12 protein-coding genes are annotated in these 15908 nt (G+C 69.1%); 4 read left to right on the top strand and 8 right to left on the bottom strand.

Features of this window, described 5'->3' with window-relative positions:
• Window positions 1–61: 61 nt before the first annotated feature.
• From ACWDEX_RS08950 to ACWDEX_RS08940, 3 genes are all read right to left on the bottom strand, one after another.
• On the bottom strand, window positions 62–1990 hold the full coding sequence (locus tag ACWDEX_RS08950) for a TOMM precursor leader peptide-binding protein (protein WP_450462584.1): 1929 nt from the start codon (window positions 1988–1990) through the stop codon (window positions 62–64).
• A gap of 126 nt (window positions 1991–2116) precedes the next feature.
• On the bottom strand, window positions 2117–2257 hold the full coding sequence (locus ACWDEX_RS08945) for a hypothetical protein (protein ID WP_450462583.1): 141 nt from the start codon (window positions 2255–2257) through the stop codon (window positions 2117–2119).
• Between the two features lie 194 nt (window positions 2258–2451).
• Window positions 2452–4605 (bottom strand): TOMM precursor leader peptide-binding protein, encoded by a 2154-nt coding sequence (locus tag ACWDEX_RS08940; protein ID WP_450462582.1) that lies wholly within the window; start codon window positions 4603–4605, stop codon window positions 2452–2454.
• Between the two features lie 595 nt (window positions 4606–5200).
• Here ACWDEX_RS08940 and ACWDEX_RS08935 point away from each other — a divergent pair.
• Entirely contained in the window at window positions 5201–6115 is a 915-nt protein-coding gene (locus tag ACWDEX_RS08935; RefSeq protein ID WP_450462581.1) for an RNA repair domain-containing protein, read from the top strand.
• Between the two features lie 257 nt (window positions 6116–6372).
• On the opposite strand, the gene ACWDEX_RS08930 is transcribed toward ACWDEX_RS08935, so the two are convergent.
• The 4 genes from ACWDEX_RS08930 to ACWDEX_RS08915 form a co-directional block, all read right to left on the bottom strand.
• A complete protein-coding gene (locus tag ACWDEX_RS08930) occupies window positions 6373–7404 on the bottom strand; it encodes an N-acetylglucosamine kinase (RefSeq protein WP_450462580.1) in 1032 nt (343 codons plus the stop codon).
• Between the two features lie 5 nt (window positions 7405–7409).
• On the bottom strand, window positions 7410–8741 hold the full coding sequence (locus tag ACWDEX_RS08925) for a hypothetical protein (RefSeq protein WP_450462579.1): 1332 nt from the start codon (window positions 8739–8741) through the stop codon (window positions 7410–7412).
• Between the two features lie 95 nt (window positions 8742–8836).
• Entirely contained in the window at window positions 8837–9601 is a 765-nt protein-coding gene (locus ACWDEX_RS08920) for a sugar isomerase domain-containing protein (protein WP_450462578.1), read from the bottom strand.
• 10 nt (window positions 9602–9611) lie between these two features.
• Window positions 9612–10616 (bottom strand): MurR/RpiR family transcriptional regulator, encoded by a 1005-nt coding sequence (locus ACWDEX_RS08915; RefSeq protein WP_450462577.1) that lies wholly within the window; start codon window positions 10614–10616, stop codon window positions 9612–9614.
• Window positions 10617–10877: 261 nt separating this feature from the next.
• Here ACWDEX_RS08915 and ACWDEX_RS08910 point away from each other — a divergent pair, with 261 nt between their 5' ends.
• The 3 genes from ACWDEX_RS08910 (at window position 10878) to ACWDEX_RS08900 (ending at window position 15114) form a co-directional block, all read left to right on the top strand.
• Window positions 10878–11375, top strand: a complete 498-nt coding sequence (locus ACWDEX_RS08910) for a cupin domain-containing protein (protein ID WP_450462576.1) — start codon at window positions 10878–10880, stop codon at window positions 11373–11375.
• A gap of 617 nt (window positions 11376–11992) precedes the next feature.
• Window positions 11993–13270 carry a vanadium-dependent haloperoxidase gene (locus tag ACWDEX_RS08905; protein WP_450462575.1) on the top strand — a complete coding sequence of 426 codons (1278 nt, stop codon included), beginning with the start codon at window positions 11993–11995 and terminating at the stop codon, window positions 13268–13270.
• 641 nt (window positions 13271–13911) lie between these two features.
• Complete coding sequence (locus ACWDEX_RS08900) at window positions 13912–15114, top strand: cytochrome P450 family protein (RefSeq protein ID WP_450462574.1); 1203 nt, start codon at window positions 13912–13914, stop codon at window positions 15112–15114.
• Between the two features lie 174 nt (window positions 15115–15288).
• Here the strand turns inward: ACWDEX_RS08900 and ACWDEX_RS08895 are convergent, their stop codons facing one another.
• A complete protein-coding gene (locus ACWDEX_RS08895; RefSeq protein WP_450462573.1) occupies window positions 15289–15723 on the bottom strand; it encodes a hypothetical protein in 435 nt (144 codons plus the stop codon).
• Between the last annotated feature and the right edge of the window lie 185 nt (window positions 15724–15908).

Below are 15908 nucleotides of genomic sequence, written 5' to 3'. Positions count from 1 at the left end.
ACGGGGCGCACGGCCGGCTTCGGCGCTGCGGGGACGGCTCGAGGAGCCCGCCGGCGACGGCTCAGGGGAACGGGTGCGGCCTGCGGTTCAGCCCCGTGGGACCGAACCCCTCATCACGGGTGTGGATCTCGGCCAGTGCGCCGTCGAGGTAGGCGTGAAGCCGCGGGTGTTCCAGCACGCGCTGCCGCTCCCAGCCGAAGTCGATCGGCACCAGTCCCGGGGCCAGCACGCACAACGTGCGAATGCCGGTACCGTGCTGCTCCGGGCAGGTCTGGTCCACCGCCACGACATCGCTGCCGACGTCGCGCAGCCGTTCCATCACGAACCGCGCGTCATCCGCCAGATCCAGGGTCTCGGGTCGCTGGGCGAGCCACGGACCGTACAGCTCGTCCATCGACCGGGGCGGTGCCGCGTCCAGCAGGAAGTCGGCTGTCGACGCCATTTCCGGCAGGCCGTACAGCAGCGCGTGGTGGGTGAGTTCGTGCACCCTGTTGTAGTCGGTGGCCATCGCGCGCAGGTCCGGCAGTTTGGCCTCCACCCGCTCGTCCATTCCCGGGATGTAGGAGGCCGTCTCCGCGATGGCGGCGCGCACCGCCTCCACCGGATCCAGGCTCGCGCCGGCGGCGAAGCACAGCCTGCCCAGCCCTCCGTCCAGCCGCTCGGCCACCGCCATCACGGCGGGCACCGGGATGTCGACGCGCATGTCGAACAGCCGCATCCGGTAGCCGAGGCGTGCCACCCGGTCCAGTACGAACTGAATCTCCTCGTCCACGCAGGTCGCCTGGTCGATCTCCGGCAGCTTGGCGCCGCCGTACCAGCACAGCAGGAACGCGTCACGCTCGATGAGTTCGAGCATGCCGTGCAGCAAGGCCTCTTCGACGCTGCTGCCGCTGGCACAGCCGTTGGAACACTCCTGGACGAACTTCCGGTCCTGGCGTCGATCCAGGTAGAAGACGAGTTGCTCGGGCACGAGCAACGGCCGTTGCTCACCGAAGGAGTAGCCCCACACCCAGTGGGTCGGGGTGTCCGGGTGATACGGCTGGTAGTAGTCGTGGTGTCCGGCATAGAACTCCGGACTGTACGAACCCATGGTCGTGGGGTCGAGGGCGTTCGGCTTCAGTTCACGGTAACTGGCGTACGTATTCGGCTGCTTGGCCCGTGGAAACTGCCCCGCGTACCGCTCCAGGCCTTCCAGGATGCCGTACCGCTCGCTGCTGGCCGAGCTCTGTGACTGCCCACTCCACCACATCTCGTGGTAGTCGTACTTGCTGCGGACCCTGAAGTACCCGCTGACCGGCAAAGTCGCGCTGCACTGGTACACGCGGCGTGCCGTGCTCGCCAGTGCTCCGCACACCTCATTGACCAAACCGGCGGCCGGCAGGGCCAGATCCGCCGCCGAGGCCCCCCGGTAGCTGGTCGGGCCCGTCTTCGGGCGCGGGCCCAGCGGGAGCATCGCGCCCTCTGCGGTGTCCTGCACCGGCGTGGCGCACGACTCGCACTCGGAGTCGGCGATCAGATCATGGCGGTTGACCGTCAGGTCGCCGGTCCGCAGTTCTACGATCCGCCCGATCCGCCGTTCTCCTATGGCTAGTTGGACGTCGGTCGTCTCCGCGCGGACGATCTGCGCCACCTGTTCCAAAGCGAAGGCCGTGAGCGAGGAATCGTCACCCGCGACCCACACGTCCGCGCCGTCCTCGATCGGTTGACGCTCCTCGACGGGACGCAGCGCCAGCCAGCGGCGTTCCAGGCAGCGTCCGCACGGCTGACTCGTGCCGTCGGCCCGGTGCAGTGGCCCCATCAGCACCGTCCCGCCGTACAGGCGCACCGGGTAGACCAGACCGTCGGCCGCCCGTGCCGCGCTCGGCGCGGACCGCTCGGGCAGGCCGAGCACCCCGACGTCGACCGTGACACCCGCAGGGGCAATCCCGGCCAGATAGCCGCGGACGACGTCGATCGTCCCACGGTCGGCCGAGACCGTCGCGGTGGTCACCGCGCTCGACTCCACATTCATCCGTCCACCCAGTCGATGAGAAGATAGAGGGTGTGCGGCTGCTTGCCACTTCTCGGACGAGACCCTCTTGCCGACGGGTACCGTCTTGCCAAGCAGCCGCACTTGTCAGCCGGAGTGCCGGGTCCGTGGCAGGTGCCCACCGACCCGATCAGCCACCGACGTCAGCTGGTGCTGGAGGAGCAGGAGCAGCAGCTGCTGGTGGAGCAGGAGCAGCAGCTGGAGCAGGAGCAGCTGGAGCTGGACCACGCCAGCTCGACGGACTCGTCCGTCATCTCCTCGATCTCGAACGTCGCGCTTTCCAGAACACTCAGTTCGTCCTTGAGCTCAGCGGACATGGCGATCCTCTCTTCGGTGGGATGTCCTCTGGATGTGCCCCTCGGAACGGATGTCCCGAGAACCGTGGCGCGCCTCAAGTGGGCGCGGACCAGCCCACTGCTGAGCTATTTCGCAGCGAGCAGGATCGTGCCTGTGACCATTCCGCGGACTGCCTGCAGGTCGATCGTCGTGGTGTCGACGAAGAGAGCGCGCGTGCCGTCGGCTTCCAGCCGGGCGAGCGCCTCGGACATCGGCACCCCGGCTTGACCGAAGGACCATTCGACCTTCGCGTCGTCCTGGGCAAGGGTCCTCGGGTCGAGGTCGGTCATCAGCGGGTCGCCGAAGTCCATGGGTGCGCCCTCGTAGTGCCGGCCGACCGCGAGTCCGACGGCGTCCCGCACCGCCTCGCGTACCGCGGCGCGCACGGACAACGCCGACCCGATCGCCCAGTCGATCGCCCCCTCGGCGCCCTCGACCACGGCGAGAACGGCGAAGCACGGTGCGGCACCGGGCAGCGCGTACACCCGGGCGTGCCGGGCGATGGGCCGCAAGCTGCCCAGCACGTAGGCCGTCTCGTCGTCTCCGCCCAGCCACTCCTCGGAGAGGGGGACGGCCGGTTCACCACCGTGTAGCGCGCGGACGAGTCCGCGGTGCGCGAGCGCCGAGCACAGACCCCTGTCCTGTACCTCCTCGACGGTCCAGCCGACCGCCGCGCCCGCGGGGCTCGGCTCGAACATCAGCCGGGAGTTGGCCGGTGAGAGCGGGTGGACGGCCGCGGCCGGCACCTGCCACCGGCGCTCGTCGTACAGTGACACCGCGGTCACCGCCGGGCCGACCGATACCGATCGCTCATCGGGGGCGTGCAAGCCGCTGAACAGGTCGAGCCGTTCGGCCGGAACCACTTCGACATCGTCCGGAACAGGCCCGTCGGGCAATCCGACGGGGCCGAGCCGTCCCACGTAACAGGCGACCGCCGACTGCACCGAGCGAGTGCGCGCGACGAGGGCCGTGTCGATGTCGAACGCGACGATCTCGCGCGCCTCGTCGCTCAGGGCCGCGGCCGGCCCCAGTCGCACCCGGCCCGTCTTGAGCGGTATCTGCCGGATCGATTCGTCGGTCCATCCGGACAGGATGCCGAATTCCGGGGAGACCAGGACAGCCGCGCGTCCGTAGGCGTCGCTGTCGTCCGCGGGCGGCTGCTGGACTTCGTCGGACGGCACCCCTTGGTGGCGCAGCGGGCATCCGGGGTGAGGCAGCACTCGTTCGCGACGGGACTCGAGCGTGGTCAGATCCTGGATCACGGCGTGCCGCTCGTCGTCCATCTGCAATTGGCCGGTGCGCAGCCGGAAGATCTCGAACGCCAAGGCGTTGCCGACCATGGACTGTGTCATCGGGCTGCCGCTCGGGGCCTCGGTACCGGTCGGGCCGACAGCCAGCCCGCGCCAGAAGTCGGCCATGCGACGCGGGTCGGAGTTGGCGGACAGGCGGAGTTGCGCGCACACCCAGCACGGCTGCTCACCGGGTCCGGAGATCGGACCCACCACCATGCGGTTCGGGTCGGCCACCACCGTAAGCAGTCGCGGGCCTTGCGGAGCACCGTGCAGACGTCTGGTCAGGTCGAGCAGCGCAGCGCTGCCCGACCCGTCGGCGACAGCCACCACGACGTCGAACGCAGTCAGATCCTCGGGGGTCGACGGCAGCACGACGACGTGTGCCGGTGCGCCCCCTTCGGCGAGCCGAGCCGTCTCGCTCTCGAAGTCCCGTCCCCAGGCGGCGTCGTCCAAGGACACCTCGGCCAGTCCGTTGCGCAACAGGCCGCGCACCGCCGCTGCCGCGACGCCATTCGGTGAGCCGCTGACCAGGACCCGGGAAGAGCGGAAGCGGGCGAAGAGCTCCTGCGGCGTCCGCTGATCCGCGTGCATGAAATGCTCTACGAAATTGATCTGCGGCGCGAACGAATCCAATACGCCGACCGGCAGCATCCGCACGTCAGGGCTGGGGACGGCACGAGCGAAACCTCTGTCGAGCAAGGTACGCATCAGGCCGACGGCGGTCTTACGTCGATTTCCGTCCAGCCCTTCACACAATTCCCCGATAGTGTGCTCCCCGGTCATTCGAGGACCGAGAGCGGACATCCATTCATAGGCGCCGGCACCTTTGAGGACACAAGAAGTCTCTGAACTTCTGAGATAGATACCGGTATCGACACGGAGGAATACAACGTCGTTACGCAACCGGGGTCTTATCTCTGTCAGAGATGCACCTTCGACCGTTCGCATATCGTCCTCTCGCAGGATGGTACGCCGGCGGTGGGGCGACGCTACCCGCGTCCACCGGGGAAGAGTGTGTGGCCAGCCGAGGGCGGCGTCAACACTTCGTGCAAACGTCGACAAGCGGTGCCCGATTGGACCACTTTTGGAATCACGAGTGGATCATGAAGGAAGCAGGGCCAAAACACCACCGCCGCCGTTGCATTATCGCGGCCCGTCGGCGGAGATTCGGAGGCCGTTAGGACCCTCGGCCTTTGACCCTGGTTTGCTGAACGGAACACAGCACCCGGCCGGAATCCCCAGACAAGCGGCGATCAAGGAAGCGTAAGCGGCTTGAGTGAAGTCGCCGTGCCGGCGGCGTTAGCCCAGTGGTTTGCGCCGGCCCACCCGGAATAATGGTTCCGGGTGCAAAGGAGCCGGCAGACTCATGGATCACCGGCTTTGAGCTACTGGCGGGCACCTTCCTGATGACCGGAAGCCCACGGTGCGGTGAGGATCGCGACGGCGCCCGCCGCACCTACTGCCCACACCGCGACAACCGTCGAGGACAGAGTGAGCGGCACCCTGGAGGGAGAGAAGGTGTGAGGGCGGGAGAGGAGGCGTGATGCGAACCAGCGACGAGATCTATCACCGGGTCCGCTGGGACCCGCGGTTCGACCCGGCCAGGTTCGTGCTGGGGATCAGCCAGCGCGGGGATGCCGTCAAACGCATCCCGCTGTCTTCCTTCGTACCCGGGGGCGACATCCCGTGGCATCGGGTGGTGTTCGTCGAGGCGGACGGCGAGGTGGTCTGGGACCGGGCCACGGGTGTGGACCGCATCGACGCGTCGGGCGCCGGCCGGGTACGGGAACCTCAAACGGACCCGGGATTCGGCAAGAACTCGGGCAGAGTCGAGCCCGTCGGTGTCCTCGACGTGCCCCCGACGGCCCGCACTGCGGTGGCCTGGATCCCGCCCGCGGAGCTGTGGCCGCCGATCCAGGACATCCGCCGGGATCACGACCCGCAGATCCACCGCTGGCCGCCACACGTCAATGTGCTCTTCGGCTTCGTGCCGGAGTCCGACTTCGAGCGGGCGGCCCCGCTGCTGGCCGCGGCGACGGCCGAGACCCCGGTCTTCACCGCCCGGCTGGACGGAGTGCGCACCTTCCGGCACCGGGCGTACTACACCGTGTGGCTCGACCCGACGGCAGCCGGCGATGCCCCGTGGGCGGACCTGCACCGCGTACTGCAGCAGCGGTTCCCGCGCTGCCGCGGGCCCGCCAGGGCTTTCACCCCACATCTGTCCCTGGGCCGGACGCGGGATCCACGACGAGTCACCGCCGACTGCGCCACCCGGCTCGACGCCATGACGGCGACGGTCTGGGAACTCGTCCTCCTCTCACGCAGGGGAGACGAGCCGATGCGGCCACGGGCCACGGTCGCCCTGCGAACGGGCGAGGTCCGCCGACTGCCCGCGCCCGGCGTCGAAGCGCCGGGTCCGGAGGACACGGCATGGCTCTCCGCGATCACCGACAGGTGAGGCCGTCTCCCACATGTCCTCGGGTAGACCAAGCCACCTCGGAGTCCGCGGCTCGAAGTCCGTAGATCGCCCACGCCGGTCAGGCCTCCACGGGTTCGGGCGAGCCGGTGTGGCGATGGGTGACGGCCAGCGTGGGGTAGTCGGTGTATCCGATCTCGCCACCTGTGTACATCGCGTACTTGTCCCGTACGTGATTGAGCGGCGGACGAGACGGCGGCCGGAGGGCCGTATCCCTGGGCCGCGCGTTCGGCAGGACCTCAGGGGCGAGCCTCCGGCTTCTCTGCGTCACACAGGGAGCCCGAGCCCGGGTTCTCCGCGTCCGGTGCGGCGGTGAGAAGCCGATGCGCCTCCTCGGTGGCCAGGGCCGGGTCCAGGGTGTGCAGCGCCAGCCAGGTGGCGCCGCCGAGTCCGTCGCGGGCGATACGCAGGTCGTGCCCGGCCAGCGCCGCTCGCAGCCCGTGCCCCACCGGGGAGAGGGTCGCGGCCACACCCCCCGCCAGGACCAGGGGAGCAGCCGCGTCCCCGCCTTCCTGCTGCGCGCGCAGGCCGAGGGAGGACAACAACTGTGTTGCTCGGCCCACGATGTCCGTGGCCTCCGTATCGCCGGCGTCGCATGCCGAGTCGACGGCACGGGAAAGCCCGGCCAGCCGCACCGGCGGCCCCGCGTACGCGGCGAGGATCAGCTCCTCCCGCAGCGCGTTTCCGGACGGATGCGGCCCCTCGCCCAGCAGCGACTCCACGACCCGGGCGCCCAGCACACCCAGTGGCTCGCGGGCGTCGAGGGCGCGCAGGGTGGCGCGCAGCCCCTGCCGGCCGAGCCAGAAACCGGACCCGTCGTCGCCGAGCAGCCAGCCGTGCCCGTCGAAGGACCGGACGACCACGTGGTCACGTACGACGCCCGCCGCGGCGCCGGTTCCGGCGACCAGCACCGTGCCGTGCGGCGCCGGAGTGCCGGAGGCGAAGGCCGCCTCGAGGTCCGAGCAGTGCCGCGGCACACACGAGGGAACGGCCTCGGCCCACAGACGCCCGAAGACGCTTTCGTCCCCGTGGTCGCCGGGCGGGGTGCCTCCCGCGGTGCCGACGACGGCCGACACCACACGCGCGGGGTCCACACCCGCCAGTGCCGAGGCCAGAGCCTTCTCCAACTCCTCGGCGGCAACGCCGCGATGACTGAGGGGGTTGCCGCCGCCCGCCGTGCCCCACCCGACGGGACGCCCGTCGAGCGAGGCGACGAGTACCCGTGTCGAGGTCCCGCCGAGGTCGGCGCCCAGCACCAGCGGACCGGCCAATGCCGTCAGCCCTTGCGGAGCGTCACGAGGGCGAACGCCCCTGGTGGCAAGGTGAGTCGCACTCGGCCGTTCGTCTCGTAGGGCGGCCGCTTGCCGGGACGCGGGTCCATGACGACACGGCTGACGTCGGCGCCGGGTGTGAGCATGACCTGCGCGGCCGCGTCATGGTTCCAGTTGGTGACGACCAGTGTGCGTTCCGCGGCGTCCGGCGCGTTGGCGAACTGCCCTATCACCACGGGGTCGCCACCCGCGTCCGCGACCCACGTGTCGGGCACGAAGGCGGGCAACCCCGATGGGGGCGACGCCACTTGGGTCAGTGACACGGACTGGCTGGTCAGCGGAAGGATACGGGTACCCACGTACTGGAGCACGGGGTTGATCGCCTTGGCCGCGTACCACAGCGGTGTCCGCTCGCCGTCGACGGTGATCAGGGCCGGCTCGAAGGCTTCGCCACGTGCCACATCCGGTGTCCAGTACGTGAAGTACTGGATGCCCTTGTACCCATAGGCGAGCGCGACGCCGATCTCCCAGCTCAACTCCTTCGCGTCGGGCATGCGGTGACCCGAGTACTTGATGCTCTGGATGAACGTCCAGTACGGGATGCCCGCTTCGAGTGCGACCGTCCGGGCGATCGCCAGGTTGTTGAACCACCCCTGGTCGTCGCCGTCCTGGAGCAGCGGGTAGCGGTCGAAGGAGAGTATCGACGGCTGCACCGCCTGAACGAACGACCGGTAGTAGTCGATGTTCCCGGACGGCAGAAGGTTGATGTACGGCAGTGCGTCCGGGGCGAGTTGGCGCATCGCCGCCACATACCTGGCGAGTGTGGCGAACTTCGCGTTGCCCGGCTCGTCGTACAGGTTGATGCCGCCGAACGCGGCTCCGGAATAGCGCGGAAGGGTGCCACGCACGGCCTCGAGGACTTCCGCGTCGCTCAGCATGAACGCCTGTTTCGCGGGGCCGCCCGCGTCGAACCGGTGGGTGAGGGTGGTGATGTCGGGGTCGACCGGGATGAAGTCGATCCCGTGCGCTGCCGCCAGGGAGAGGACCCGGCGGCTGATGATGTCGTCGTTGAGGTAGTTGCCCCCGACGGCGAAGGTGAATCCGGCCTCGGCGATCTCCGCGTAGCGCGCGTCGGTGGACTCGAAGGGATGCGGTGGCCACCACATCCCGATCGGATACCGGTTCCCGTTCAGCATGCGGGGAACGGGAGCCGTCGCCGCGGCGCCGGTGGTGGGTGTGGCGGCGGACGCGTGGCCGGAGGCGGCGGTGGGCAGGACGACTCCGGCCGCCCCCGCTCCGGCCAGCGCCATCAGTGATCTTCGCGTGAGCCTGCTCATGTGCTTTCCTTCCGTGGCTGGTACGGGAGTTGCGAAAGCCGTGCGTGTGCTCGTGTCGCGTCGGTCAGGTCAATCGGGCTGTCTTTCAAGGCACATCAGGTGGCATCCCGGCGGATGCGGCCCGCGTAGCGGGCCTCCAGCTCCTGGTTGTGCTCGTCGCCTCCTGGGACGTTGGCCGAGAGATAGATGGGCGGCTGGTGGCCCCGGGCCACCAGCAGGCCCACGGCGTCCGCGGTCATCATCTGCGCGGCCATGGCCGCGGTCACCGAGGAGACGGCGCAGACGGACCCCCCGCCGGGCAGCGGGAGTACGGCGTCACCGAAGGGCGCGCAATTGTCGATCACCACATCCGCCACCTCGAACAGCCGTTTCCCGGAAGGATGCCGGCTCACCACCTGACGTGAGTGGTCGAGGGAGGTGAACGCGATCACCTGGTGCCCGCGTTCCTTGGCCAGCACCGCCATTTCCACCGTGGAGCCGTTCCCGCCCGAACTGGACGCGATGACGAACGGATCGGCCGGGCCGATCGGCGCCAAGTCGTAGATACGCCGCGCCGTTGCGGGGTCCCGTTCGGTCAGCGGGTCGAGGTCCTGCGGCGAGTCACCGCCGTAGAGGATCCCGTCACGCAGCGACAGCATGTTGGTCGGCACCAGGCCACCGGCCCGGCCCGCGACCTCCATGGCCAGGGCCGTCGAGTGACCGGTCCCGAAGGCCTGCACCACGGCGCCCGCCTCCACCGCGTCGGCGACGATCTCCGCGGCGGCCCGTATGTTCCCGGACTGGGTGGCCACCAGACGCTGGACGACCTCGGTGAGCGCGGCGGTGTAGGCGGCCTGGCCTACGGGTGTGGTGCTGGACATGGGCGACCCCTCATGACGGCGGCGGGACTGTGTGCGGACTTGCCTTCGGCGGTGCGTCGTTGACCTTGGATGTGTCGTCCGGGGCGACGTGGTTCCGCTGTCGATGCGTCAGCCCGCCACGACGGCCGGACACCGCCTCACGCGCCGCGGTCAGGGCTTGCTCGCTCGCCGCGAAGGTGTGCTGGGCGACGCCGAGATAGAGGCAGTCGATGAGCAGCATCTGCGCGTGCCGCGCCGCGATGCCCCCCGATCGGAACCTCAACTCACGTGTGGCGGTGACCAGTGCGAAGTCAGCGGCCCTGGCGAGCGGCGACCGGGGGAAGTTGGTGACGGCGACGGTGGTGGCCCCGCGCCGGCGGGCGAGTTCCAGGGGTTCGGTCACCTCGTCGGTCTCGCCGGAGTGCGAGATGCCGAGTGCGACATCGCCGGGCCCCAGCAGCGCGGCGCTCGCCAGGGCGTCGTGCACGTCCGTCCAGACGAACGCGATGCGGCCTATGTGGTGCAGTCTCAGTCGGAGTTCGGCGGCGATGGTCCCGCTGCCGCTCACCGCGTAGATGTCGGTACGCCGGGCCGCCGCCATGGCACGGACTGCCTTCTCGACGACCTCCACGTCCTGGCGGGCCGCGGTCTCCACCAGCGCCCGCCCGTCCGCCTCCACAAGTCCCGTCAGCACGCGATCCATTCCGTCGTCCGGGCCGATCTCACCGCCGAACGCCTCCGACCAGCCGAGAGAGCGGTCGCGCCCGGCCTCGGCGGCCAGCGCGTGGCGCAGGTCGGCGTAGCCGCCAAGGCCCAGCGCGCGGCAGAACCGGGTGACGGAGGTCAGCGAAGTCCCCGCCCGCGTCGCCAACTCGGCGATCGTGGACCGCCCGGCGAGTGCCGGATCCGCGAGGACCGCCTCTCCGACGCACCGCTGGGAGGGCGTAAGGGAGGGCAGCAAACCTCTGATCAGCACTGTGACACCGCTGTCGTCGGTGCGTGTGTCATGGGCGGAGGGCCGGGGACCGGAAGTCACCCCCTGAGGGTGACGTGAGCGATTCACGTGAACAAGACCCCGGAGGTGAAATATTTTCACCGGCCCGACCGAAGGGCCCGCTGCTCCCGGGATCAAGGGCCGTTCGAGGGCCCTCGGGGAGCGACGGACAGGCGCGCGCGGCCGTGTGAATTGACCCTTGATTCCATAGCGGAATTGCACCTCCTGCAAGGGCCTTTCCGTTTCCTACAGTTGTGATCACACCGACGCGAACACACTTCGAACTCCCAGGAGGCCGACGCCATGATGAGCACCAACCACGACTTCGCCCCCGTCCTCACCCGGGCCGTGGATGCCGAGACGACAAGCGATCCCAGCAGCACCATGACGCTGCTGGCCGACTCCGACACCACCGGCGGCCTGCTGACCAGCTACCGATCCTCCTTCGCCCCTGGGGCCGTCGGCGCACCGGCGCACTTCCACACCCGCGCCGCCGAGGCGTTCTTCGTCATCGACGGCTCACTGCGGGTGCTCGTGGACGAGGAGATCAAGGTACTGAACGCCGGGGACTTCCTCCTCGTACCGCCGAACACTGCGCACGCCTTCGCCGCCGCCCCCGGATGCGAGGCCGACGTCCTGTTCACCTTCACGCCCGGCATGGCACGCTTCGACTACCTGCGGCTGCTGGGCCGCGTCATGCGCGGCGAGGCGAGCCCCCAGGAGATCAAGGACTCCTCCGAGCGCTTCGACAACCACTACGTGAACAGCCCCGCCTGGAACGCTGCCCTCGGCGTCCAGTGACATCCAGCGGCGAACGACGGGAGCTGGTCTGCTGTGGACGGGCGTGCTGGAGCACATGGTCCGCGGTGCCGATCGGCGCCGTCGCCGTCTGGGTCACCCTAGGAGGCCCGGCTCCCCCGGTCGCCGCTCCCGCCTCCGCACCCTCCACTCCCTCCGGCACGGTCCGCCCGGCCGCGCGACGCGACCAGTGGCGACGCGGACCTATGACCACGATGCATGAGTTGCGGCGTGGATGGGGTCCTTGCAGGCTGTATCTGGCAAGCGACCTTGATGACGTGGAGAGGTGATCGGGTTGCAGGACCATGCGCGCCCGGTCAGCCCTCCGACACGTTGGTGTGGGTGACGCGTGCCGCCTCATGAGCCGGTATCGCCGGTGAGCCCGGCCGTGATTCTTCGACGACCGGCCCCAGCGCAGGCATCAGTCGGACGGGAGCCGGCTCGGCAATCCCCGTCCCACTCCGGAGCGGATGTCCGGAGTGCTTCTTCGTGGCACGCGCTGTGGAATCCCCGCTCGACCCGTGGTCTCCGCTGACTCTGCGGTCCGCCGTGACCCGAATGGGCGACGCGTACGACCACGGTCGCCACTGCCCGCCACCAACGACAAGGAGCGACAGAACATGGGTGGAAAGCAGAAGACACTCGCCATACTCACCGGAACCGCGCTGGCGGCCGGAATCGCCAGCCCCGCCTTCGGGTCCAGCGTCCCTCACTCGCCGGCCCCGCCCACCGCGGCCACGGGGTCGGCGACATCGGTCGTGGAATGGAACCGCGAGCTCATCACCATCCTCAGCGATCCGAAGGCGCAGCCGGCCACCGTCCACCCCACCCGCAGCTTCGCGCTCCTCCAGGCCGCCGAATACGACGCGGTGGTATCGATCACCCGGGCAGGTCCCGCCTACATGTTCTCGGTGTCGGCGCCACGAGGCGCTCGTGCGGATGCCGCAGCGGACCAGGCAGCCCACGATGTGCTGGTCGCCCTGTACCCGGCCAAGCGCGCAGGCGTGGACCAACGGCTGCGCAGCCAGTTGTCCGCGATTCCCAACGGCCCGGGCAAACAGGCGGGCATGGCGGTGGGAGCCGCGGTCGCCCGTCGACTGATCAGCCTACGGTCCCACGACGGGTCCTCAGCGAAGCCGCCACGGTTCCGCCCCGGCGACGCGCCCGGTGACTACCGGACCACCCCTCCCGACTTCCCGGCGCCCGTGTTCACCAACTTGGGCTCGGTCAAGCCGTTCGTGCTGGCCAACGGACGCCAGTTCCGCCCGGCGGCGCCACCGGCCGTGAGCAGCGCCGCGTACGCCACCGCCTTGAACGAGGTCAAGCGCCTGGGAAGCAAGACCAGTACCACCCGCACCCCTGATCAGACCGCGGCAGCGAAGTTCTGGGCGGCGGCGCCCGTCTGGAACGTCTGGAACCAGATCGCGCAGGACCTTGTCACCTCCCAGAACGCGAGCCTGGAGAAGGCGGTCAAGGTCTTCGCCCGGCTCGACTTGTCCCTCGCCGACACCGCGATCGCGATGTACGACGCCAAGTACACCTATCGCGTATGGCGGCCCGTGACCGCCGTCCGGCTCGGCGGTACCCACTACAACCCGCGCATCGTCGGCGATCCCAACTGGACCCCTCTGCTTGAGACCGCCCCGGATCCGTCCTATCCCGGCGCTCACGGCGCCCTCAGCCAGGCGGCGGCAACGGCGCTCGCCGGGTTGTACGGTGCGCGGCAGCATCTCGCGGTGACATCGAAAGGCATCACCCGAACCTTCGCCGGCTTCCAGGACGCCGCCACCGAAGCGTGGCTGAGCCGGATCTGGTCCGGCCAGCACACCTCTATCGACAACCGCGCGGGCCAGCAACTAGGCACGCAGGTAGCCGACTTCGTGGCGGGCCGCCTCTGACCGTCCGCACCGGGCGACATTCCTCCGAGACATGGCGGTGGCCAGAAGCCGGTGGGCTGTCCGGCCCACCTCGCAAGGCGGTGGTGCGCACTCGATACGCACCACCGCCGTCCACGCTGCGACTACACGACCACAAGGCGCACCGAGTACGCATCGGCCGGTGTGGGATGCACAGTCCTTGCCTGCTGGACTCGTGTGCGCTGTGAAGTGTGGACACGCTGGGGCTCCGGTGGTCGTGAGGTGCCTGACTGTTGCCGGTCAGACACCTCATCCTTGGGTGCCCGGCCTGGTGCGAGCCCCGTTATTACTGCAGCACTGCCTTCATGACGCTGCGGGAGCCGGCCTGCAACTGCGATCCCGGGCATCGTGGCCGTAGTCAGTCGGGCGTGTCTCAGGAGAAACCTGACGGGTAGTAGTGCCATGCAAGCACCATAGCCCCGTAGTTCGCACGTGAGTTCGGGCTCCCCTGTCGCTTCCAACGGGTCGCCGACCAGAGCTGATGTACGCAACGAGCCGTACCCCGGCTTCCGCAGACCTCACCACGTTGCCAGACCAAAGCCCCGCCGGTTCGGCTGAATGCCTCCTTCGCCGAAGCAACGCCCACTGCTAGCGTCGGGCGAAGCGGGAGACGGGGGCAGGCGATGGCAGCAGCCGAGGTGATCGATCTGGTCGCGATGGGCGAGGACTTCGTCCGCGACCCCTATCCGGTTTACGCGGCGCTGCGGGAGCGCGGCCCCGTGCACAAGGTGCGGATTCCAGAGGGTACGGAGGCCTGGCTCGTTGTCGGGTACGAGGCCGGCCGGGCCGCACTCGTAGATCCGCGGTTGTCCAAGCAGTGGAAGAACGCCTCGCCCTCCTTTCCGATCCCCAGTCCCTCTGCGGGGCCGCACATGCTCAACTCCGATCCGCCGGACCACGAGCGGCTGCGCAAGCTGGTCGTCCGCGAGTTCACCCCGCGCCGGATCGAGCAACTCGCGCCGCGTGTACGGCAGATCACCGACGAACTGCTCGACACGATGGTGGCGCTTCCGGAAGGGCGGGCCGATCTCGTCGAGGCACTCTCGTTCCCGCTGCCGATCTCGGTGATCTGCGAGCTGCTCGGTGTGCCGATGCTGGACCGGGCCGCTTTCCGGGCCTGGACCGGCACGATCCTCACCGACCCCAACCCGGGGGCGCGGCTGGCGGCGACGGGTGAGGTGTCCGCATATCTCGTCGACTTGCTGGAGCGCAAACGCCTGACCCCGGGCGAGGACCTGATGAGCGCTCTGATCCGCACCACCGACGAGGACGGTGACCGGCTGTCGGCGGACGAACTGCGCGGTACCGCCTGGCTGCTACTGGTCGCGGGGCATGAGACCACGGTCAATCTGATATCCAACGGAGTGTTGGCCCTGCTGACTCATCCCGGCCAACTCGCCGCACTGCGCGAGGACATGGCGCTCATCGACAACGCGGTGGAGGAGATGCTGCGCTACGACGGGCCGGTGGAGACGCCGACATTCAGGTTCACCACAGAGCCCGTCGAGATCGGCACTACAGTCATCCCCGGCGGTGGCGAACTGGTCCTCGTCGCTCTGGCGGACTCGAACCACGACCCGGCACGGTTCCCCGACCCCGGCCGCTTCGACATCCGGCGGGCCGCGGGCGGTCATGTCGCCTTCGGTCACGGCATCCACTACTGTCTCGGCGCGCCGCTCGCCCGTATGGAAGCTCGTATCGCGATCCGAGCCCTACTGGAGCGCTGCCCCGACCTCGCGCTCGACGTCCACCCGGCCGCCTTGATCTGGCGCCACGGCCTGCTCATCCGGGGCCCGCGTCAGCTGCCGGTGCGGTGGAAGTCCTGACCTTGAGCTTGCACGATGGCCCACCCGCCGACATCGATTCGGTCATGGTGGCACAAGGCCGACTCTGGCTGCGGAGACGACCTGCCCACCCCGAGCACGAGAGCCCGGGGCCAGGTTCCGCGGCCCGCACCCGGCCAACGGGGCCGCCCCGCACGCGCGGGGATGGCGGGTTCCCTACAGCCAGCCCTCCAGGGCGTCACGCAGGTGGTTGTCCGGACCGCGCAGGAACAGTGCGGGGATCTCGGTGTCAGGTGCGGTCGCGGGCCGGTCGTCGTCTTCGTCCAGGCCATCATCACCAGGGCCGATGATGAATGGCCGGTCGCTGGGATCGTCAGTGGGGCGCCGTTGCCAGACCATGGCGTGGTTGCGGACGAAGACTTCGCCGAAGTACCAGTAGGCGACCTGCACGAACGGGCTGTCCTCGACGTCCTGGATTTCCTCGTAGCTGGTGAACCGGTCACGGATCACCTCTTCCAGCCGGTCGAGGGAGTCCATGGTGAAGTCCCACACTCCGCCCACCTCGGCCTCCCACGCGGCAAAGGCGTCCTTCTGAGTGGCCAGCCAGTTGACAAGTGTGGCGTTTGCGGTCCAGCTCTCGTTCCCCGTCATGCCGGTGATCATACGTACCCCACACCGAACGATAACGATCCGGCACTGCATGGATGTTGAAGCTCGGCACGCCAGCTTTCCGTTGTGACGCCGACGAGTTGACCCCCTAGGCTGAGGCGCTTGGTGCCGCCAACGACCACGGGGGCCCCTGGCGTCACACGGGACCCATCCCGCCCTTTCTGGGC

It is taken from the genome of Streptomyces sp. NPDC001020 (assembly GCF_053599115.1).
Note: the sequence above shows the minus strand (reverse complement) of the source record. Positions and strands in the feature narration are given on the sequence as shown.